The sequence below is a fragment of the Bradyrhizobium sp. USDA 3650 genome (assembly GCF_054057395.1).
Genome location: NZ_JBSRZG010000001.1, coordinates 3,198,232 through 3,217,599 on the forward strand (window position 1 = coordinate 3,198,232; position 19,368 = coordinate 3,217,599).

Sequence of the window (19,368 nt, forward strand, 5' to 3'; positions counted from 1 at the left end):
GCAATCCATGCTAGAGTTTGCGCCCGCGCAGGCTGAGGACAAGCAGCGCGACATCGTCACGCCGATGCTGTTCAACATACCGAGACCGATTTAGCCATGACCTTCGGCCGGCGCTCCTGGGGAGCTGTTTGGTGCAGATATGAAACCTGTCGAGATCGCTGTCATTGCGGCAAAACAAGCTGGCTACGACGCGCATGAGCTTGTTCGGATCATCGACGTGCTGCGAGCAGGCAACCAGAAGGAAATCTTTCCGGAGATCAATCGGCGCGGGGCAGCTCCCACCGCAATCACCGTACAAGGCGCCCTTTTCACTCGGCTGCATCTCGTCGTCTGTCGCCACCTTGGCACACCCAGAAAGGGCGACTATTCAGCGGCGACCGCGTTCGATATCCTTAAAGACGAGGCGCTGGTCAATGAGCTTGTGCCGAGCGGCGTGCGACCAGAGCAGGTCAAAGATTGGCGGCTCATTTGGGAGGTGTGGAACAGAAACCCCCGCGTCAAAAAAATCATGCACCTTCGAAATAAGGAGCGCATCTGTCGTTCTTGAACCCCAATATACCAAAACCCCTCATTCCAGAGTTGTTCGACTTCTCGGAGGAGACGGCACGCCTACTCTATCAAATTGGCCTGCGTCCTACGTTGTGATCAAACGAGCATGGAGTTCGAGTGGAAGGAGCAGAAGATAAGCGCCGAGGCATTTTGGGGCATCTGGAAGACCCCTATTTGAGGTACGTCACGGGATCGGCACAGTGCGAACGCGCTGGCCAACTGAGGGGGTTAGTCGGTTGACTGTTCTTGCAGAAAACGCGCAGCTTATCCGACGTGATGTTATCGTAGGAAACGAACGAGCCGATTTCGAACAGGACGCGTCTCACGATCTCTTCGGCCGGCAACTGAGCATCTCGCCAAATTAGGCTTTGTTGCTGTTGCCAGGCATTCGACCAATCGAGGTGTAGGCGTTGAGGGATGTCGTGCTTGTGGACTGCGAACGTGACCATCTCTACCTCAGATCGGGGCTCGATTGTATTGCACACAGGCCCTGGACAGGCGGCCGCACCAAGCGGATGTAGACACAGGACCTTCGGTTCCGGCACCAACCTGCGAAGTTCGTCCGGGATCGGGGCATCCCTATTCGCGATCAATCCGTCACGACGGATCTGGTCTAGGTGGTCTTTCGGGCTGACATGGATGGCCCAGGCGTAGTAGAAAATAAACGCCCTCCTCACGATAGTGAAGTCAAAGATAAGACGGGCAAGATCATTCATCGGTTGTTCTTCATCTCATTCAATTTCGTTCGCGAAGAACGAACTCTGCGAAGCTAAAAACTTCAGGTGATGCTCCCTCATTCACGCCCGATACTGGCGCCAATCGTTGAAGACATCCTGGCTTCGGCTGGGCGGGGATTATTTTACACGCTTCCAACGTTTCTTCCGTACCATAACGCATTCAAAGCATCGGCCACTTCTCAAGTTGGCGTAGATGGCTTTTCCGAAATAGGGCTTGGACGAACTAAGATTGCCTTCGATCGCGGCCCGAATTTTCTGCCACGTCGATCCCTTGCGAGGTGCAAGCACCATAGTTGTCTTCGCATAAACCGTTTGCACCCGGCCCAGGCCGGATAAGGCAGCGATCATCGACGATGAGTCAGCAGGATCCGGATTGTCCCATGTGATCAGCCAATGCCAGCCCTTCTTCTCGGAGATTAGTTGCACGGCCATGTTCACCCTACATCAGATGTCACCGCCTACATTGACGAGATTCTTAAGTTGTGCACGAGATATTTCCACGCTCTCCAATTGCACCGCAGTCGATTGGCGGCAACACTGGTAGTGACTGGAAACCTCGGCCTTACTTCGAAAAGCAAGGAGCGCGATCGTCGACCAACTTTGGCGGAACTGGACCTCCTCATGCATCATTTCGGCAAGACCAAAATTCATCGGCCTCGGTCCGCCCCGATGCAGCAGATTATTGCGTTCGTATCTTCAGTACGCGCCGGCAGGAAGAGATCGCGCGGATAGCATGGACGGATCTTCAAGCGGCAGCGCCACCCATACATCCAGATGCTCGTGTTCTTATTCGCGACATGAAGCATCCAGGCGACAAGCAGGGGAATGACGTATTCTCTGATCTGCCGCCTGAAGCGACTGCAGTTATCGAAAGTATGCCACGCGTCGCGAAAGAAATATTCCCCTACTCCGTCGACGCAATTGGTGCTGCGTTCACGCGTGCGTGCAAATTCCTAGGCATTGATGATTTGCACCTCCACGATTTGAGGCACGACGGGATTTCGCGCCTGTTTGAAATGGGCAAAACAATACCTCAACCCGCAAGCGTGTCAGGTCACCGGAGTTGGAGCAGCCTGAAGCGATATAGTCACCTGCGTCAGACTGACGATAAATTCGCCAATTGGAAGTGGCTGCCACTCGTGGCGTGCGCAAAAGCTGAAGTGTCAGCGCCGGTTTCGGCCAGCGTTGGCGAATGAGCATCGCCAACGCGGGACCGCGGGCAATTCGAAAGGGTTACCCGGCGCTAGTCTTCTGCTTCGGCAGCAACCTTCCAGGCACCATCATCTTCCATCTGGCGAGAAAGACGCTGGACCACACAAATCAGTTCAACGAGTCGAAGACCGTCAATCGGGCGGATGTGCATGGTCGGTCGCCGGGCGGCGACGAGCTTCTGCATGTCGTGATCAAGCGCGGTCGAATTTGTGAAGGTGTCGCCGAAAACCTCATCCCAATTTCTGCGGCCCTGGATGATGGATGACAGATGACCGAGTTCGGTATAATTGATCAGTGGCATCGAGGCCTCCCCGCGCTCGAGAGCCTGTCTGCGGATGCGCTTGGCATCGCTAGCGACGTTGCCGTCGACGCGTAGTTTGAACCAGTCAGGACCGCACTTCTCTGACAATTTGCGGGTAATGTAAGCTCTTAGCTCTTCCTCGAAGCGTTCGAGCACCCTGTACGCGTCGTGTCGGGTACCGCGCGAGCGGATTGTCATTGAGACATCACCGAACCCAATGACCGCAACCGTGTCCGTGTCAGAGCGGACGCCGCTGGCAAGACCGCTTTCGACTATGACTTCGACCGCGACCGCGAGATCCGCACGAGCCAGCCCCGAATCAACGCTAGCGGCATCGTACATACGCCGACGGACTCGAGCATCTCGCCAAAAATTTTCGGGTAGATCGGGGCGCGTGCGCCATTCGCCGAACAGAGACTGATATGCCTCGCGCCAGGCAGATGTTTGCGGGCCGATCATATCTGTGACGCCCGCAAACGCAGACATCTTGAACCGGGTCGATGCAAGGCCGGCGCTCACGCTCTGATCCAGTCCGAGCACGGCGCTCAAGTTCTGTTGGTCCACGCCGATCGATCCAATTGACTCATGCAGGCGAGTGACTTCGGCCGTAAGGTTTGGAAGTGCGGGATAGAGCTTGCTGATATCAGCGACTTCGATTCTGCCGAGAGTGCTCGCCCACTGGCTCATGCGGGCGATGTCGCCAACAGTCCCGGCGAGCGATGCTACGAGCGATTTTTGTTCCTCGATCGCTTTCATCGCGTTCGCGAAGCCACCGTGGGCATTCCCAAAGTCGGAAAATACCCTTCGGGCTTCACTGATGGCGGCGGCAAACGCCGGCGGAATTGCGATCGGCGTGATCTTTGCGATTGCATCTGCGAATGGCGATTCGATATGAAGCTGCCTAACCCCGGCAAGCACGTTGGCAACACCTGGATCAATTGTGATCCCGGCGAGCGTCTTTGCTGTAGACGCCATCGCAGTCAGCTCCGCGCTCGAAGGCAACCCGATCCCGCGAGCCAGCTTAGCGGTTGATTCCACGTCTCGGAGGATCGCCGCAGCCGGAGATTCGGCCAGGTCGCGCGCAAGCTTGGCCGCAGGGGACGTAGCATATTCCTGCAGCAGCTTGGCGGCGGGGGAATTCGCCATTTCGCGGGCTAACTGTGCGCTCGGCGAGTTAGCCAGCTCGCTCATCCATTTCTGCGAGGGAGAATTCTGGAACTCGCGGAGCAGAGCCGCCGCGGGATCTTCGGGAGGGTCGGTAGGATCTGACATCGTCGACTCGCCGTTTGCCAGTGAAAACAGCGGTCGTTCGCCGCGCCACTACAATATAGCGCGGGATCGGTCGATTTCCCATCGCGCCACTAGAAAAACGACGGTTGTACAGGCTCGGGATACGAGATCTTTCGCGGTCCAGCCTGCTCGGACGGAACTTGCAATCCCCAGCGCGATGGAAATTGGGGAACCGGCAATGGCCGGTGATTGGGACGGTAAATTTGTTTGATGCGTGTTCGCTTGGCTATGCCAGCGATATCGGGATGTGCTACCCGGGCATATTTTGAAATCTCACAAAAGACATTCTGACAGTCGATCGGTTGCAGGGGGCGGCCATAGAGACCATCAAAACGCAATCCAAGTCTGGCGAATTCGCTTTCCTGGCGATCGGTCATCCAATGGATAACCTCTTCTGGCGTTGCCCGGCCGGTATTCGAGAAGCATTTTGAAATGCCGTCGAGCGCCCCTGGCCCGGCGACGACCATGTCGGCCTCGTTGAAATCGAGGAGCGACGAGTAGTTCAGGTCAATCGTATATTGGAACGCGAGGAAAGGGCCGATTCCCGGATAACTCAAAGCAAGCTCGTAGACCGTCCGCAACGAGGGGGCTTGCCTGATTCGGTCTGGAAGCCGATCCTTCATCATCTGGAGCAGAAGTGCGATGTGGTTGCTGTGCTTGCGCTCGCGACCGAATGACGGCGATGGCATGATGTAGGCCGCCGAATAGATGCTGTTCCCTTGTCTGCGCAAGTTCTCAAGCTCGCGATCGAGCGCAGCCGCATCTAGATTTGCCCAGGTGATCGGGCCGAGGCGCTGTTCCAGAGCTTCCCATGTTTCGATTCGGTTGAATATCTTGAACAAAATGGTTCGAAAGAAGACTTCGCGCGGCTCTTGGGAACGGTCAGTCCCAGCCTGAACTTCTGATATCAAATACTGGCTGACCCGATCGGATGCCCGATAGGTGTTGGTGAACCGAAAGCCTGACAGAATCGGATCAGCGGTAGAGGGGCCAATAGGATCAGCGAGGCGACGGTAATACATCGCAAGCCGCTCGGCGGCAAAGCGCCAATAGGTGTCGAAGACAATGGTTGGAGTCATCCGACGCCCTGTCACTGAGTTTCTCGGCCACGATGTCCGTGTCCGACCGGGTAGAGAATCGTCGAAACGATATACTGTCGGGAATGGGCAGTCACGATCGTTGGACAGCGAAGAGGAGAATCGATGACAAAAGGCATGGATCGGCAGATTTCGGTGTCCGAGTTCGAACGAAATGCGATTGCAACTGACCAGCTTGAGCCCAGGTTGGAAACCGCCCTGCTCGGTCTCGTCGGGGAAGTCGGCAGTCTCGTCAGCGCACTGAAGAAGAAGCGTCGCGACACGGACGGTTTTCTTGGGTACCACGACGCCGTCGTCGAGGAGTTGGGCGATGTTCTGTGGTATGTCTCTGCCGTCGGCCGTCGTGGAGGAACGGGACTTGAAGACATCTTGTCGCGCGCGATCGGCGATGCTGCCAGCCAAGGCACCTTGACATTGGGTGCACTGGCACCCCGCGGGTCACGCGGCATTGACGAGGGTGCGTTCGAAAAAGCATTGCTCGAGCTTGCGGGTGAGAGCGGTGATCTCGCCAAGCGGTATGTAGGAGGCGCCTACACGGACAATGTTGATGCCCTTCGCGGCGATCTGATCAAATTTGTCCGCCCGCTGGGCCAGGCGGCATCGTCAGCTGAGGTATCGCTTGACGAAGCGGGGGCAAAGAACATCGCCAAAACGCAGGAAAGCTGGCCGACACGGCCGATATTTCCCCCACTGTTCGATGAGGGACTGCATGTCGACGAGCAGCTCCCTCGCCTCCTGCGTGTTGAGGTTTACGAGCGTGAGGTCAACGGCAAGAAGTTCGTCTTTCAGAAATCAGGTGGGTTCTTGTTGGGAGATCGCCTGACCGACAACCATCTTCCGGAAGACGACTACCGCTTTCATGACGTCTTTCACCTGGCCTTTGCTGCGGTCCTTGGCTGGTCCCCCACGACGCGGGCCTTACTGAAGATCAAGCGAAAGAGCCTACCGGCGATCGACGAAAATGAGGACGGGGCCCGCGCAAACCTGATCGAGGAAGGTCTGTCGACCTGGATTTTTGAGACCGCGAAGCGGCACCAGTTCTTCGCCCACACGCCACGTCTTGGCCTTGACCTGCTGAAAGCGGTCAAGAATTTTGTTCAGGGCTACGAAGCGCACCATCTGCCGCTATGGATGTGGGATCGCGCTATCTTGCAGGGATATGCCGTCTTTCGCGAGCTTCAGGTCCACCGACGCGGAATTGTCACGGCAGATCTCATCGAGCGGGAAGTTCGGTTTGAGCGTTGGCCGGAAGGCTAGAGAGCGCAGGCGAGGACGCCGCAACGGGCAAGGCTCGACACTGCCGAATGAGATCGTTCGCCTCACCAATGCTCCAGCCGTGTACGACGCAATTCTGGGTTTTCTTGCCGGCGTCGATCTCGGCATGGGTCGAAACGCAGGTTAACGAGCCAAGACGTGCTCCCGCTTGCGCTGCGACGAAGGCCTGCAGCCGCCCGAGGCCGACGAAATTGCCAAGGCCTCGCGCGATGTAGGCGTGGTTGCGATACATCACCGTGAGCATCAACGTCTTGTCATCGGTAAGCTTGAAACTCATGAAGCTCAGGCACTGCCGGTTGGAGACCTTGCCGGCGTCTCGCGTCGGGTCATAAATCGTCATTTCGTAGGTGTTGCGATAGGTACGCTCCGATTCGATCTGGGCTTTCATGAATTGGATCAGATCGTCCAGCGGATTAATGACGCTGATGTTCTGTCCTTTGACCTTTTTCCACGAAGTCATGCGCTCGAAATAGCGGCCCCAATCCCGCGTCATCTGCTTCATGCGTGGCAGGACTTTGTCGTAGGCAGCATAAAGGCCATCGGCCCCATGGCGATCGAGCAGTCCTTGAGGAAAAATTGTGTTGGCCACTCCCGAGATGGTATTCGCGTGGTGATCACGCAGAAATCGATCGACTGTGGTCAGGATGGCGTGGTCGGTAGAAGACACAGCGATTGGATTCTCTATGTCGATAACGACATTGTATGCCTCTCCCCCCGCATCTTGAACCGCAGCGGCGGCAGCGAGCCAGGCTTGGGGATTGGTCGGTTGCGGGGGAATGGGCGTATACATGGTCAAAGCTCCTTCGTCAGAATAACCACTTCAGTCAACCGGGGCGCCAAATAATTCTCTGCGAGCCAGGCATAGCCTTCGAGTCCCCAGCCCTCGCCCCAGGAGTTGCGGACCAAGCTGACCATCTTGCCGGCGCGCTCGCCATATCCCACGGCAACGACGGCGTGCCGCCGTGTGGAGTCAATTGCCTCGACGCGATCAACGACACCTGCATCAGGCATATAAAAGGCGTCCGACAGGGTCATCGTAATGAGGACCGGCACGCCGGAATCAAGCTGATCGACAACATCCGTAAGCGTCGTTCCACAAGCGGCATGGTCTCGGAAGAAAAGCGCCGATGGGCTGGCTGTTGGAAGCCAAGACGAGATGTTGATGGCTGCAGTTTGAATGTAGGGCCACTCCGATTCCGCCGGCTGGCCGTCATGCTTGATCGTTGCAAGCATCGATGCCAGCGTCGAACCATCCTGCGGGAGACCGCCATCACGTTTCACAGCGTGGTAGTAGGCCCATTCTGCCGACAGCGGAGTCCACCCCGGTCGCAGCGCCGCGTGTGTATCGCTCGCTGCGAAGGCCAGACATGTGGGACGAGGATTCTGGTCCCGCGCCGCACCAAAGCTGCCGCGCAGGTCGACGATGGTCTTGATCATGTTTATGCAGCCTGCAGCACCCGCCTGAGTTCTGGCTCCCACATCCCGGGGCTCTCCGGACCGCGGAGATCGTAACGAAGGTGGAGCTGGTGGAGAGCGACATCAGCTGCCCAGGGCCGAGACTCGCGAAGAGTGACTTCGCCTTGCACGCGATCTTCGGACCGCGCCGTGACTTTGCGCGTCAAAGCGCCTCCGATCGCGTTTGGAGAGGCATCCTCGCGATCATCATCGACCAGCGCGAATCCCGCGTCACGCAACTGATCGAAATTCCAGAGATAACCGGCGCCACTGTTCTCCCGCAACTTGACGACGAAGAGATCATTGCGGCCACCTTCGATGAAGGAGCCTTCGTCGTGTTCGGTGAGAAGCCAAACATCAGCGCGCCAATCCGGCGGCTCATAGTTGCCGAGCAATTGTCGTTTGATCGATTTCGGCTCGATATCGATCAATTGCTCGCGCTGCCCGCGAGTAATAACCTTGTGCCGCTCAAGCGCAAAGCAGGTCGCACGATAACTGGTGCCAAGGCGAAGCGAAGCCTGATACAGGAAGGCGGGGTCAGCAAGTTGGTGGGCTGACCAATGCTGTCGCTGCAGGACAAGTGCGACAAGCCAGGCCGGTGTCAGAAACATCGAGGCGAAAGCATCAGCTTCCCGCTCCTGGCGGTTTGCGGTCCCGGTTGTCGCGAAAGGCGAGCGCCTGAGAATATTGTCGTCATCAAGACTCGGCTCGTGACGCATGTAGAGATGGCCAAGTTCATGCGCACCAGTGAATCTCTGCACCGGCAGTGGCCGCTTGGTCGTAATCAGCACGCCGAGTTCTTCGGCGGGCAGATAGGCCCCGAGAAGCTTGTCGAGTGGCTGAAACATCAGCGTCGCTCCGAGCTTTGCGATGGCGGAAAAGACATCGATGCGGCTCGTAGTGCCCCGCTCGATCTGTTCGCGAATGCCAAGGTCGCGATGGAGGGTGTGAGCCGCCTTCGCGCCTGTCAGAATTGCGGCACGGTTATCGACCATCGGGTGTAGCCTTGGCCTTCGCGCGAGACTTCAGGAAATCGGCGAAACGAGCGAGCTCCTGGCGGTCTTGCTGGGAAAGAGTCGCCGCTGCGCGCGCGACATGAGCAACCTCCTTGGCGACCTCAGAAGTCGCCTCGGGATCTTCCCCGGTAAACCACGCTACGGGCCGCTGATACAGCTTCGCCAAACGAGCAAGCTCGATGGCATCGACCTTGCGCACGCCGGCTTCGATATTGGACAACGCGCTACGTGGAATGCCGAGTACCTTCGCGACGTCCTCCTGCTTGAGACCCATGTACTCACGCGCTTCCTTGAGGCGCTCTCCAAGGGCTTGCCGATCCGGCTCTGGCTGCGGCTGCGAAAAGCCTACGCGATCATTGGCCATGATTTTGAACCTCCTTTGTCGACTGCTCCCAAGCCGCTTGCGCCTGGGTCATAAGGTCGTTGACGCAAGCTTCGGCGGTGTCATAGCCCCCGCGTGGGGAGAATGTTGCCGGCAGCTTGAGGCCTAGGATTTCCTCAACTGCACAGATGATTTCGACCGCGACCAGCGAGTCGACTTCTGGCTCCCATGACGCGCCCGGAACGATACCGGGGGCAGTCGTCGGGTGATGTGGTCTCAGGATGGCTTGATCAGCGGCCTGATCGGCGAGCGCATCTCTGATGCAGGCCTCGACTTGCGCCCCTGGAAATGCAGCGACCTGAGCGCTCGAAACCGCCGTGACCATGACAGCCTCCGTTCTAGCTGGTCCGAATATCAGACGTAAATATACCGTATGTCCGATTTTCCGACAATAGCTAAAGTCGAGGAAAAAGCTGGTCGAACGGTTCCGGCTTCGAACCAGCCATAATCTGTCAAAGATGCCATAGGATTGACATATAACGCCAAAATGTCACCTGAGGGGACATCTTAGGAAGATCGCGATGGGTTACCGATGGCGTCAGGTTCGCGAAGGACAGGACAGGCAGGCTTAGGCGGGACATTGTCGAGGAAACAGCCCCATGACTTGACGTCGCCCTCAAGATGAAGACGGACAAGGACGCGGACTTCTTAGAGCGCGCCACGGACGAGGTTGTGAACGCAATCATCGAAGAGGTGCGTGAAGGCGTTTGCAAGAGCGTGAAGGACACATTGAATCGCGCGGAATAGTCCCGCCGATGGCGTCGCGGAGGTTCGAATCCCTACCGTCATGGCGATCCTCCGGCTCTGCCGTTGTTCGTGGTGATGATATTTAAGCTGCCATGCCGGCAAAACAGGGCCTGGCTGAGTATATTGCGAACGTGCTGAAGGACGTTGCGCCTGCGCAGCCATCATACGATCGCGAAGGGCTTTCCATCTGCACGCTTTTGGCTGTGGGGATTGTCGGCCTCCTGTTCAATGCCGGGCAGTCTATTTGGTCTCACCGGCCGGGTAGGTATCGGCACGTCCGCTTATCTGACCGCCAGCAGCTTGATCTGGATCGGCGGGATGCTCCTATTCGGCATAGGCGCGGTGCTTTCGAATCGCGACTTTAACACTTTAACGGTGAGCGCCAGTTGCCGTCAGACACCGGAGTCGTTCGGATAACGCGGTGAAATCCGGCATCGGACGATAGCTGCGAGAATTCAAAGTCTGGAAAGCTGTGACTGCCGTCACGATTAGCCTTTACCTCGGCCTCGGGAACCCCTTAATTGGCCAATATTCGCGTAATGGTTGCACACTTTAGCGAGTTTGACGTGGAAGATAGACTCCAATCCATTCTGCTTCTCCAAGATGAACTGCTTAGTTCGAACAAAATGTACATCGTCGACGAGGTGATCGCAGAAATAGCGCGTGCGATCCCTCAGCACGGTCAACTACTCTTCTATATGCGGCAGCGTCGCCATTTCTCGGATCCTCATGCTGCCGAATCGCCCTATTTGCTTTTTCCCTATCTCGCGTTCGAGATTTGCGATGGAGAAGTTCACAGGTTTGGTCACAGAACCGACCTCCAAAAACGAGATTCAGAGATCGCAGAGGAATACACCGAAGAGGTTCTTACCGAGAGCGCCGTCGTGCGCTGGGTGCCGCATCCAGACATCAGTCGGTTTTTTGTGGAGCAAGTTCGGCGCACCTTTTTGGTGTTTTATCACGTCAGCGGTTCCCGAGAGCACTTCATCGAGAGCGTTTCCAGAAGGTTTGTGCGCGAGTTCGTAAGCAGCAAGACGGGGCGCGATATCATTGATTACGACCATCACTTCGGCGAAATACGACGGCGACTGGGGATAGACATCCTCCTCGGGCTCCAGAAGAATCCGTTTCTGAAATTCGAGGATGTCCAAAAAATAGAAGACATCATTGATATCGACCGCGGCTCATCCAAGGTTTTAAGAAATATATCCAAGAACAAAGACTTCTTGAAAGACCTTTTCGGTTCGATCGCAAGGAAGTCGATAAACTACGGTTACATCAACAGACCAAAGATATATTATTGCATCAACACGCTGACTGAAGAGCATTTGTTCTTGGACCGAGGAAGTCGCGACACGGCGTTTCAAGTTGCGCGGCAAGCAGTACTGATCTTCATAAAAGGTGGCGATCGGCTCAGCCTTGATGCGGTCCATAATGCAACGAAGCTCATATCCACCAGCCTGCGTGAGCAGGCATCCGCTGAACGTGAAGACCCCCTATTCAAGGTAATGAGGGCATCCCAGGATGCCGAAGAGCGGCTGGGGACCTCGCCGGTGGAGACGCGCGCTGCCCTAGAACGCGAAATTCGCAGCATTCTGGAATCGTTCCTTCGTGAAGTCATCTCAGCGAGCCAGGCCGAAAAAATTGCGGTCTGGCGCTTTGATCCCTTCAACGAAGAGTTCGTTGAGATCGCTTCGGTGGGCTTCCCCTCAAATTATCGCCACGTTGCCATCCCTTTGTCGAACGCTATGTCGTTATGCGTAAGTTCATACGCCACCGACCAGCCTGTCTGGCAGGAGCATCGCGATCAATATTCGGCCGAGACGCCCGAACAACCGCTTCTCACGAACGACATTGGCAAGTTCAGTGATGCCGCTCACGCCAGGCCGATTTGGGTAGGCAGCACCAAGAGCGCTGTGATCGAATTCGCGTCGTCGCGTGCAAAAAGACTAGTTACTGAAGGGCAATATTTCGAGCGCGTCTCGATAACGTGCGGCGAGGTGATCCGGAGGATCGAGCTGGCCAATGATCGTTCGTGGTTATCGCGGATGTCCTACGTGCATGCGGCCCGTCATCGAATTGAAGCGATTATTCGAGAGATACAGGAAACCGACGAGCAGCGCGCAGACCAACTCCGCTCGCTTCTGTCATCGTACTCGATCGTGCAAGACAGCGAAAACCGGTTCCGAAACGTCGAAAATATCGACAATCTGACCGAGGCGATGGTGAGCGCAGTGCCAAGCCTGACAGCCTCCCCTCTTACGCGGTCCCTTTGCGAAAAGGTCAGTCAACAAGGAAGAGCCTATAACGCATCGCCGCGATCTTACGGGCTCGTTTTGGAAATTCTCGATACCTTGGGCTCGAATGCTGGCCATTCCCCCCTGCTGATCGAAGACGTCAGTGTTGAAACCGACTATGATGAGCCCTCGAAAAGCGCGACGATGAAGATCCTGTACCGCCCGAAGGCCGCGTTGCAACAGACTGCGCGTCTTTCCCAGGTCTGCGTTTCACCCATAAAGGATAGCCGATCCGCTACGTATCATTTCGGTTTGTTTTTGTTGGCCGCTCAGCTCCGGATGGTCGGCGGAAGTGCGTCTGCGGCCCCAATGATAGATGATGGATTAGGCAATTCACTGTTTGGCGTGGCATTCTCCATTCCCCTAAACGATAACGAAGGTGCAGTATGAAGCGTCACTTTCGAGTTCTCCTGGTTGAGGACGATCGCGATCGCAAAAGCCGTTTCGTTGCGGTTTGGAAGGCGGCATTCGCAGCGGCAGGCGTCGAGATCGACATTCAGGTCGAAGAAAATTTCGATGAGATCGGACCTCTCCTGAAGAAAAGGCCCCATGTCGCGATATTTGACAACGTCTTCGAAGTGCCTGGAGGCGGCCCCGGAAAGGCGAGGGATAATCTCGGTATCGAGCAGATCAGCCGGGTGAAGCCGCACCACACCGACACGGTTTTTGCGCTCTATAGCCAGGCAACATTCAGCATTGATCAGTTGGGGGTGCGCATACCAAATCCCGATTTGCTCGTTACGAAAACACATCTTTCAAATATCGAGTATCAGAATTATCTCGGGAGGACATTGGCGTCGCGGGTGCAGCGTTTGCCATTTGGAAATCTAAGTTTTACGACGCCCGCAGTGCGCCCAGAGTTTGCAAATGTCGAGCCCGAGCTCACTTCAATCATTGAACAGTGCATTGCTGGCTTCTTAAACGACGAACTTGACGACGAGGTCATCGAGGTTCGTCTCCACAAACTGACTGGCGGCTTTTCAGGGTCCAGCGTGTTCCGCTTGGAGTTCTTCGGATCCACACGCTACGAGAATATTCCGTTCGTCCTGAAGTTCAGCCGGAAGGCGAATGTGTCTAACGAGGCGACACGGTACAATTCGTTCGTGCGCCTGCAATTGTCGCACGATATGCGCGTCGATCTGATCGGCTATGGGGAAGCCGGCGAATGGGCGGGAGCCTGCTACGCGTTCGCGTTTGGTCGGGCCGATGGAGTTGTCACCTTAACGGATAAACTAAAGGAAGGCGATGCAGCTGCCGTCACAACGGCAGTTCAGCGGATTTTCTCATCGAACACAACCGGGTGGTACACGCTGAAGAGGGCCAAGCCGCAGCGGCTAGACGACTACTTCTCAAATTCAGAGGAGTACAAGCTATCAAAGGATGACAGAAGGCTTGCCGGTCTACGCGCGGTTCTTTCGGAGGTTGGCGCCGACGAGGGTGTGTCTAGCACTGTATCAACGGATGCAATCCGCTTTGGAACGTTCGAATGCGGATCGCTGCGCCGAACACTTGCAAAGAAGGGGGCCGGTGAAATCGAATTATGCTTCGGTCACGGCGACTTGAACGCAAATAACATCTTTATCGACAGCTCGGGCCGCAATCTCGCGATGATCGATTTCGAGTATGCTGGCCTCGACCACTGCTACAAAGACTTCGTATCCCTTGAATCATCGATACGGCTTGAATTTCGAAGGACCGCATTTCCGGATTTCAAACTCATCGATCTTGTTGAGATAGAGATGAAATTGTTCCACGATCCCGATCAGCTCATTGCGGGGGCGCCGGAATATGTCGAGCCGATCCGGGAATTGCGAAGGGCGGCAATTGCGCGGTTCAGCACACCTCTGGCTTTAAATTACTTCATCGCGGTCGGACTGCACTCGTTAAAGCTCCTCGGAGTTTCTGCTGGTTGGCGTCCTGACCAAAGGAAAGTCCTCGCTGCTGCCGCGCTCGCTTCAGCGCGATGCGCGGAAGGATAGCGGGCAGGTTTATCGCGACATGGTTGCCGCCGGAAAGGCGACGTAAAAGAGCGCGCCGTCTCGTTTTCGTCAACCCGAGAGCCGCTGGCGGCGTCGCGCCAGCGAGGCCTCCATTGAGATGGAGGCTCGACCTTGGACGCCACCATCATTCATGACGATATGCCGATCGTCGTAACCAGATGACGAATACGCCAAGCATGCGATCTCGATTGACGAGAGCCGCCTCATGCATCGCGCTGAGGGTGGAGTGGGATCGGCGTGCGACCGACCAGTCGTCGGACTGGCCCGCGAAGCTGATAGGCCCGTGGGCGACGGTTTCCATATCCGGCGTTGAAATTGCGGATGCTCGTAGTAGGCCGACGGCGTCGTTTACAGAGAAATTCGGGATGGCGCTGGTTCGACGCGGATCGGGCCATCACCGTCCTGATCCGTCTGGGCCCGCAACACCGACGCTGCGCATGGATTGACGAGTAATTGACGGCGACGGAAAGGCAGCAGCGCAACGGTATCAAGCGACAGGAGACGGCGCTCGTGTTCCGGCGTAGGAAAAGAAAGGATGGTCGGTCGATCAATGAGAGCCGGGATCGCCTGTGACTGGCGTAGTACTCCCAGGATCGCTTGATTCCATGCTCACTTCCTTAAGCACCGTCGATCCACTAGAAAGTCGTCGCCCCAGAGCTTCGACAAAGCGGTCGTAGCGCTCACCGCCCTTGGCACGCGCGGCTGGGCTCGACTGCTCGGGCAAGGCGGGGGTAGACGTCAGCCAGAAGCGGACGAACAATGCGATCGTCTCCAGCGTGACGGTGTCATTCCGTTCGAGTCGTTCCAGCATGCGTACGATGCGGTCGAGCCGCTTGGCTATGGCCGCCTCCCGCCGGTCGGAATCGTCCGGCGAGAGGAATGAAGAGATCGCGGCCTCGGCGACCAGAGACTTGGGCTTGCCGTGACGTTTTGCGAGAGCCTCGAGGCTGCCGAAGATGCCGGGATCGAGGTAGATGCTCAGCTGGACCTTTTTCATGGCGACGCTCAAAGCCCCATTTTGTCGTCAGGGTCGAGGCTGACTGTGCGTGCCATGCCCTGCATCGACCGGGTTAAGGCCGTTGCCTGCGCGACATCAGCGTCGGCATCATCCGGGGCGGTGTCGAACTCGTTTTCGGCAAGCGGGGAGCTGATCACAACTTCTTCATGCTGCGGTAGCTCAGGCTCGCGGCGAATACCGCCATTCGAATCGCGGGTCTTGTTCCTCAGCGCCGCGAGCAATTCGGCTGACGGCGGAATCGGCTTCTGGCCCGACCATTCATCTGACCGTGTGGTCGATGTGACTGGCTTGGTGCGCGACGGCTTCAAGATCCGGCGTTGGAATTGCGGATCCTCGTAGTACCGAACCTTGCCGGCGCGCACTGGGTGCACGCCCGAGACCATCACCACCGCCTCATCGGGAGAGAGCTGCATGACTTCCCCGGGCGTGAGCAATGGCCGGGAGGTCTCCTGGCGGCTCACCATCAGGTGGCCGAGCCAGGGGCTCAACCGGTGGCCAGCATAGTTCTTCATCGCCCGCATCTCGGTCGCGGTTCCGAGCGCGTCCGACACCCGCTTGGCGGTGCGCTCATCGTTGGTCGAGAACGCGATCCGGATATGGCAATTGTCGAGAATAGCGTGGTTCGGCCCATAGGCGCGTTCGAGCTGGTTCAGGCTCTGGGTGATGAGAAAGCTGCGGATGCCGTAACCTGCCATGAAGGCGAGTTGGCTCTCAAAGAAGTCGAGCCGGCCGAGTGCTGCGAACTCATCAAGCATGAGGAGCAGTTGCTGCCGCCGGCGGTTGGTGTCGAGGCTTTCGGTCAAGCGCCGTCCGATCTGGTTGAGCACAAGCCGCATCAAGGGCTTGGTGCGGGCGATATCGGAGGGCGGTACCACCAGATAGAGCGAGATCGGTCGGGGTCCGTCCACGAGATCTCGGATGCGCCAATCACATCTGCCCGTGACCCTGGCGACCACCGGATCGCGATAGAGCCCCAGGAAGCTCATCGTCGTCGACAGCACGCCGGAACGTTCGTTTTCGCTCTTGTTGAGGAGTTCTCGCGCCGCCGAGGCGACCACGGGATGAACTCGCTTTCCCAGATGCGGCGTTGCTAGCATCGCGTTCAGCGTCGCCTCAATCGGGCGCGACGGGTCTGACAGGAAGTTGGCAACGCCGGCGAGCGTCTTGTCGGCCTCCGCGTAAAGGACATGGAGGATTGCGCCGACTAGCAGGGAATGGCTGGTCTTCTCCCAATGATTGCGGCGCTCGAGCGCGCCTTCCGGGTCAACCAGAATGTCGGCGATGTTCTGTGCGTCCCGCACCTCGCAGTCGCCTTTGCGAATCTCGAGCAGAGGATTGTAGGCCGCGCTTGCCGAATTGGTCGGATCGAACAGGAGCACGGGGCCAAAGCGGGCGCGCCAGCCCGATGTCAGCTGGAAGTTCTCGCCCTTGATGTCGTGGATGATGGTGGAGCTCGGCCAGGTCAGAAGTGTCGGAATGACAAGGCCGACGCCCTTGCCCGAGCGCGTCGGAGCAAAGCACAGCACATGTTCCGGACCGTTGTGCCGCAAATAGTTGCGGCCAAAGCGGCCGAGCACGACGCCGTCGGGGCCAAGAAGCCCAGCACGCCGAATCTCCCGCGCATCCGCCCATTGCGCCGAGCCATAGGTCGTGACGTTCTGCGCTTCCTTGGCCCGCCAGACCGAGAGGAAGATGGCAACGCCAACGGCTGCTATTCCGCCCCCAGAGGCGATGCATGCGCCCTGCATGAAGATGACGGGCGCGTAGGCATCGAATTTGAACCACCAGATGAAAAACGCGGCTGGCTGATAGATTGGCCAGTGCCCGATCACGAACCAGGCAGGCCCGAGCGGCGGCTGGAAGGCCAGACGCCAGGCCGTCCACTCGGTCGCTGCCCAGAGGAAGGCGAGCACGACGAGCGAGACGACGATCAGTTGGCTCCAGACAATCTTTGTTGCGGACATGGACCGAGGCAATGCGGCAACGTCTGGTGCCTGTGCAACGGCGAACCTCTCGGTGTCGTAGTCGCGCGCAGATTGGCGAGGAGATCGGCGGGTCAGAGCGAGAGGTCGCGCTTGCAGCCGAAACTCCAATCCACGCCGCCGGGACCGGCAATGCCGCTCACCTGCCTGCCCAGTTCACGCTCCAGCGACGGTAACCAGGGCACGAGCTGGAAACCGAGGCCGTTGTCGATCATGGCGAAGCGGCCGGAGGCGAGTGATAGCCTCCGGCTGTTAAACCCCCGAAACGGACTCTCCTGCCTCCGCGGGCAAATGCGCCAGCCCGGTTTCGGAGGCCAAGCGCCGCCCCACGGTCTCGAGCTCGCGGTTGCGCAGGGTGCCAATCAGGTTGCGACCGAGTGTGACCTTGTCGCCGTCCCGGCTGGCGAGGCCCTTCTCTATGAGGGCGTCGATCCTGTGGTCGAGCGCGGCGCGGACTTCGGCGCCGAAACCGGCACGAGAGAAATCGGCGCCTTCGCGAGCGACCAGGCGCCGGTCGAGCCAGGTCGCCCCATCCGCCGTCACCTGCTGGTCAAGATTGAGGTCTGAGCGGACAGCCAGCGCGATCCGCTGGCGGCCCCTCGTATCCTCGAACCGCCGCAGCTCTACAATGCCGCCAACCGGCCCGTCACCAGCCGCCTCGATCTCGGGGAGTTTCAGGTGATGAACGCGCCCATCGACGCCGTCGACGACGGCGAAGGCCGAGCCCCTCAGCTCATCGTCAAGCCCACGTGCGATAAGGCGGCCGATCACGGGTTCGCCATGGCGTTCGCCTTCGAGTGCCCAGGATGACGGTGCGCGCGTGACGCTATCCTTGGTGAGGCTCTTGTGCAGCCGCTTGATGATGTCGCCACGCTCCCCGAGCTCTCGCAGGCGCTGCTCCGCGTCAGCCGCCAGCACCCAGCGCGCCGGCCCGGCCGGCTCGGCCAGGCCCAGCCGCTCGAGGTTGCGCATCCTTCCGATCCGGATCTCCCGCAACGGGTCGCGCGCGGCTTCCCGGTCCGGCCGGAGATCAATGACCCCGTCCGCCGCCCCTGCTTCCCGGGCCAGCACCCGATCGAGCCTGGTCCAACGTTCAGCCGTCACTTCCCTGTCCAGGTTTTGGCGGATCTCCAGCTCTGATCGAGGGCCGAGTTCACGCGTGACGAGATCCCCGGCGCGGGCGCGCAAGCCCCTCGAGATATAGTCCCGGCTGATGACAAGGTCCTTGTCGTCATCGCCACGGCCCCTCACGAGGACGTGGATATGCGGGTGCTCCGTGTTCCAATGATCGACCGCCACCCAATCGAGTTTGGTGCCAAGGTCGCGCGAGGCCTGATCCATCAGTTCGCGGGTGAAGGTTCGTAAGCTTTCGAGCTCAGCGGCATCATCGGGCGAGACGATGAATCGGAAATGATGCCGATCGTCCTCGCAGCGCTCGGCGAAGGCGCGGCCGTCGGCCTCATCGCCGCTAGCGTCAAAGAGCTTGCCGGGCGCTCCGTCCCGGGTGACGCCGTCGCGCTGGAGATAACCGATATGGGCACGCAGCGCGCCTGGCGAACGCATGCGGCGCACAACCCGCGCCTTGACGATGGCGCTGCGGGCACGGTTGTTGAGGAGCCGGGTCGCGGCAAGGCTCGCCGCGCGGCCGCGCCCAAACGTGCTGCCATGGCTGCGGCCACCACGCGAGAGGCCACCGGCCTTCTGCGCAGCTTTGAGGGCCTGCGCCAGGAACGGTTTTGTCCGAGCCGGGCGCGACGAGCGGATGCGGCCGGGACGGATGCGGAAATCATCGTTACCGGCCATCGTCCGCTCCGCAGGGTGTCGAAAGCTGAACCAAAATAGCGCGTTGCCGAAAGTCGCAGAGTTTGCTGGACATTGGCAATGTTTGCAGCGTGATTTGAATTTGCTGGTGATTCCCGCCCCGACCGACCGGCCGCACCTTGCGGCTTTTACCCTGCCCTCCCCGGTCGCCCACTCCCGACTCTCTGCCGACCACTCTCAACGTTGCGA

16 protein-coding genes and 1 pseudogene are annotated in these 19,368 nt (G+C 58.2%); 5 read left to right on the forward strand and 12 right to left on the reverse strand.

The window, feature by feature from the left end; all coding sequences use genetic code 11:
- The first annotated feature begins 139 nt into the window (after positions 1–139).
- Positions 140–547, forward strand: a complete 408-nt coding sequence (locus ACVIN2_RS14860; RefSeq protein ID WP_456766148.1) for a hypothetical protein — start codon at positions 140–142, stop codon at positions 545–547.
- 172 nt (positions 548–719) lie between these two features.
- Here ACVIN2_RS14860 and ACVIN2_RS14865 read toward each other — a convergent pair whose 3' ends face one another.
- Complete coding sequence (locus tag ACVIN2_RS14865) at positions 720–1,265, reverse strand: hypothetical protein (RefSeq protein WP_456766149.1); 546 nt, start codon at positions 1,263–1,265, stop codon at positions 720–722.
- 138 nt (positions 1,266–1,403) lie between these two features.
- On the reverse strand, positions 1,404–1,724 hold the full coding sequence (locus tag ACVIN2_RS14870; protein ID WP_456766150.1) for a hypothetical protein: 321 nt from the start codon (positions 1,722–1,724) through the stop codon (positions 1,404–1,406).
- 44 nt (positions 1,725–1,768) lie between these two features.
- On the opposite strand from ACVIN2_RS14870, the gene ACVIN2_RS14875 reads away from it, so the two are divergent.
- Positions 1,769–2,482 (forward strand): tyrosine-type recombinase/integrase, encoded by a 714-nt coding sequence (locus ACVIN2_RS14875; protein ID WP_456766151.1) that lies wholly within the window; start codon positions 1,769–1,771, stop codon positions 2,480–2,482.
- A 47-nt stretch (positions 2,483–2,529) separates the two neighbouring features.
- On the opposite strand, the gene ACVIN2_RS14880 is transcribed toward ACVIN2_RS14875, so the two are convergent.
- Both ACVIN2_RS14880 and ACVIN2_RS14885 read right to left on the reverse strand, forming a co-directional pair.
- Positions 2,530–4,071 carry a Swt1 family HEPN domain-containing protein gene (locus ACVIN2_RS14880; RefSeq protein ID WP_456766152.1) on the reverse strand — a complete coding sequence of 514 codons (1,542 nt, stop codon included), beginning with the start codon at positions 4,069–4,071 and terminating at the stop codon, positions 2,530–2,532.
- A gap of 89 nt (positions 4,072–4,160) precedes the next feature.
- On the reverse strand, positions 4,161–5,168 hold the full coding sequence (locus tag ACVIN2_RS14885; protein WP_456766153.1) for a nucleotide kinase domain-containing protein: 1,008 nt from the start codon (positions 5,166–5,168) through the stop codon (positions 4,161–4,163).
- 123 nt (positions 5,169–5,291) lie between these two features.
- Between ACVIN2_RS14885 and ACVIN2_RS14890 the strand changes: the two genes are divergently transcribed.
- Positions 5,292–6,443, forward strand: coding sequence for a MazG nucleotide pyrophosphohydrolase domain-containing protein (locus tag ACVIN2_RS14890; RefSeq protein ID WP_456766154.1), 1,152 nt, complete (start codon positions 5,292–5,294; stop codon positions 6,441–6,443).
- Here the strand turns inward: ACVIN2_RS14890 and ACVIN2_RS14895 are convergent.
- The 5 genes from ACVIN2_RS14895 to ACVIN2_RS14915 are packed head-to-tail and all read right to left on the reverse strand — an operon-like array spanning position 6,400 to position 9,639.
- Positions 6,400–7,251: a hypothetical protein gene (locus ACVIN2_RS14895; protein ID WP_456766155.1), complete on the reverse strand. Its 852-nt coding sequence runs from the start codon at positions 7,249–7,251 to the stop codon at positions 6,400–6,402. The genes ACVIN2_RS14890 and ACVIN2_RS14895 overlap by 44 nt on opposite strands.
- A 2-nt stretch (positions 7,252–7,253) precedes the next feature.
- Positions 7,254–7,898, reverse strand: coding sequence for a C1 family peptidase (locus tag ACVIN2_RS14900; protein WP_456766156.1), 645 nt, complete (start codon positions 7,896–7,898; stop codon positions 7,254–7,256).
- 2 nt (positions 7,899–7,900) lie between these two features.
- Positions 7,901–8,911 (reverse strand): ImmA/IrrE family metallo-endopeptidase, encoded by a 1,011-nt coding sequence (locus ACVIN2_RS14905; RefSeq protein ID WP_456766157.1) that lies wholly within the window; start codon positions 8,909–8,911, stop codon positions 7,901–7,903.
- Positions 8,901–9,296 (reverse strand): helix-turn-helix domain-containing protein, encoded by a 396-nt coding sequence (locus ACVIN2_RS14910; RefSeq protein WP_370204376.1) that lies wholly within the window; start codon positions 9,294–9,296, stop codon positions 8,901–8,903. Before ACVIN2_RS14910 ends, ACVIN2_RS14905 begins: the two co-directional genes overlap by 11 nt.
- The gene (locus ACVIN2_RS14915; RefSeq protein ID WP_456766158.1) at positions 9,286–9,639 is read right to left on the reverse strand and encodes a hypothetical protein; all 354 of its coding nucleotides are present in this window, start codon (positions 9,637–9,639) and stop codon (positions 9,286–9,288) included. The genes ACVIN2_RS14910 and ACVIN2_RS14915 overlap by 11 nt, the downstream gene beginning before the upstream one ends.
- A 943-nt stretch (positions 9,640–10,582) precedes the next feature.
- Here ACVIN2_RS14915 and ACVIN2_RS14920 point away from each other — a divergent pair.
- Both ACVIN2_RS14920 and ACVIN2_RS14925 read left to right on the forward strand, forming a co-directional pair.
- Positions 10,583–12,748 carry a hypothetical protein gene (locus tag ACVIN2_RS14920; RefSeq protein ID WP_456766159.1) on the forward strand — a complete coding sequence of 722 codons (2,166 nt, stop codon included), beginning with the start codon at positions 10,583–10,585 and terminating at the stop codon, positions 12,746–12,748.
- Positions 12,745–14,337, forward strand: a complete 1,593-nt coding sequence (locus tag ACVIN2_RS14925; protein WP_456766160.1) for a phosphotransferase — start codon at positions 12,745–12,747, stop codon at positions 14,335–14,337. The genes ACVIN2_RS14920 and ACVIN2_RS14925 overlap by 4 nt, the downstream gene beginning before the upstream one ends.
- Before the next feature lie 568 nt (positions 14,338–14,905).
- Here ACVIN2_RS14925 and ACVIN2_RS14930 read toward each other — a convergent pair.
- The 3 genes and pseudogenes from ACVIN2_RS14930 to ACVIN2_RS14940 all read right to left on the reverse strand — a co-directional run bounded on the left by ACVIN2_RS14930 (position 14,906) and on the right by ACVIN2_RS14940 (position 19,161).
- Positions 14,906–15,355 (reverse strand): CopG family transcriptional regulator, encoded by a 450-nt coding sequence (locus ACVIN2_RS14930; protein ID WP_456766161.1) that lies wholly within the window; start codon positions 15,353–15,355, stop codon positions 14,906–14,908.
- 8 nt (positions 15,356–15,363) lie between these two features.
- Entirely contained in the window at positions 15,364–17,340 is a 1,977-nt protein-coding gene (locus ACVIN2_RS14935; protein ID WP_456766162.1) for a conjugal transfer protein TraG, read from the reverse strand.
- A gap of 92 nt (positions 17,341–17,432) precedes the next feature.
- Positions 17,433–19,161 (reverse strand): annotated as a pseudogene (locus tag ACVIN2_RS14940) (relaxase/mobilization nuclease domain-containing protein).
- Positions 19,162–19,368 lie beyond the last annotated feature (207 nt).

Coding starts and splice junctions, on each gene's coding strand:
- ACVIN2_RS14860 (WP_456766148.1), top strand. CDS start 140: ATGAAACCTGTCGAGATCGCTGTCATTGCGGCAAAACAAGCTGGCTAC.
- ACVIN2_RS14865 (WP_456766149.1), bottom strand. CDS start 1,265: ATGAATGATCTTGCCCGTCTTATCTTTGACTTCACTATCGTGAGGAGG.
- ACVIN2_RS14880 (WP_456766152.1), bottom strand. CDS start 4,071: ATGTCAGATCCTACCGACCCTCCCGAAGATCCCGCGGCGGCTCTGCTC.
- ACVIN2_RS14885 (WP_456766153.1), bottom strand. CDS start 5,168: ATGACTCCAACCATTGTCTTCGACACCTATTGGCGCTTTGCCGCCGAG.
- ACVIN2_RS14890 (WP_456766154.1), top strand. CDS start 5,292: ATGACAAAAGGCATGGATCGGCAGATTTCGGTGTCCGAGTTCGAACGA.
- ACVIN2_RS14895 (WP_456766155.1), bottom strand. CDS start 7,251: ATGTATACGCCCATTCCCCCGCAACCGACCAATCCCCAAGCCTGGCTC.
- ACVIN2_RS14900 (WP_456766156.1), bottom strand. CDS start 7,898: ATGATCAAGACCATCGTCGACCTGCGCGGCAGCTTTGGTGCGGCGCGG.
- ACVIN2_RS14905 (WP_456766157.1), bottom strand. CDS start 8,911: ATGGTCGATAACCGTGCCGCAATTCTGACAGGCGCGAAGGCGGCTCAC.
- ACVIN2_RS14910 (WP_370204376.1), bottom strand. CDS start 9,296: ATGGCCAATGATCGCGTAGGCTTTTCGCAGCCGCAGCCAGAGCCGGAT.
- ACVIN2_RS14915 (WP_456766158.1), bottom strand. CDS start 9,639: ATGGTCACGGCGGTTTCGAGCGCTCAGGTCGCTGCATTTCCAGGGGCG.
- ACVIN2_RS14925 (WP_456766160.1), top strand. CDS start 12,745: ATGAAGCGTCACTTTCGAGTTCTCCTGGTTGAGGACGATCGCGATCGC.
- ACVIN2_RS14930 (WP_456766161.1), bottom strand. CDS start 15,355: ATGAAAAAGGTCCAGCTGAGCATCTACCTCGATCCCGGCATCTTCGGC.
- ACVIN2_RS14935 (WP_456766162.1), bottom strand. CDS start 17,340: ATGTCCGCAACAAAGATTGTCTGGAGCCAACTGATCGTCGTCTCGCTC.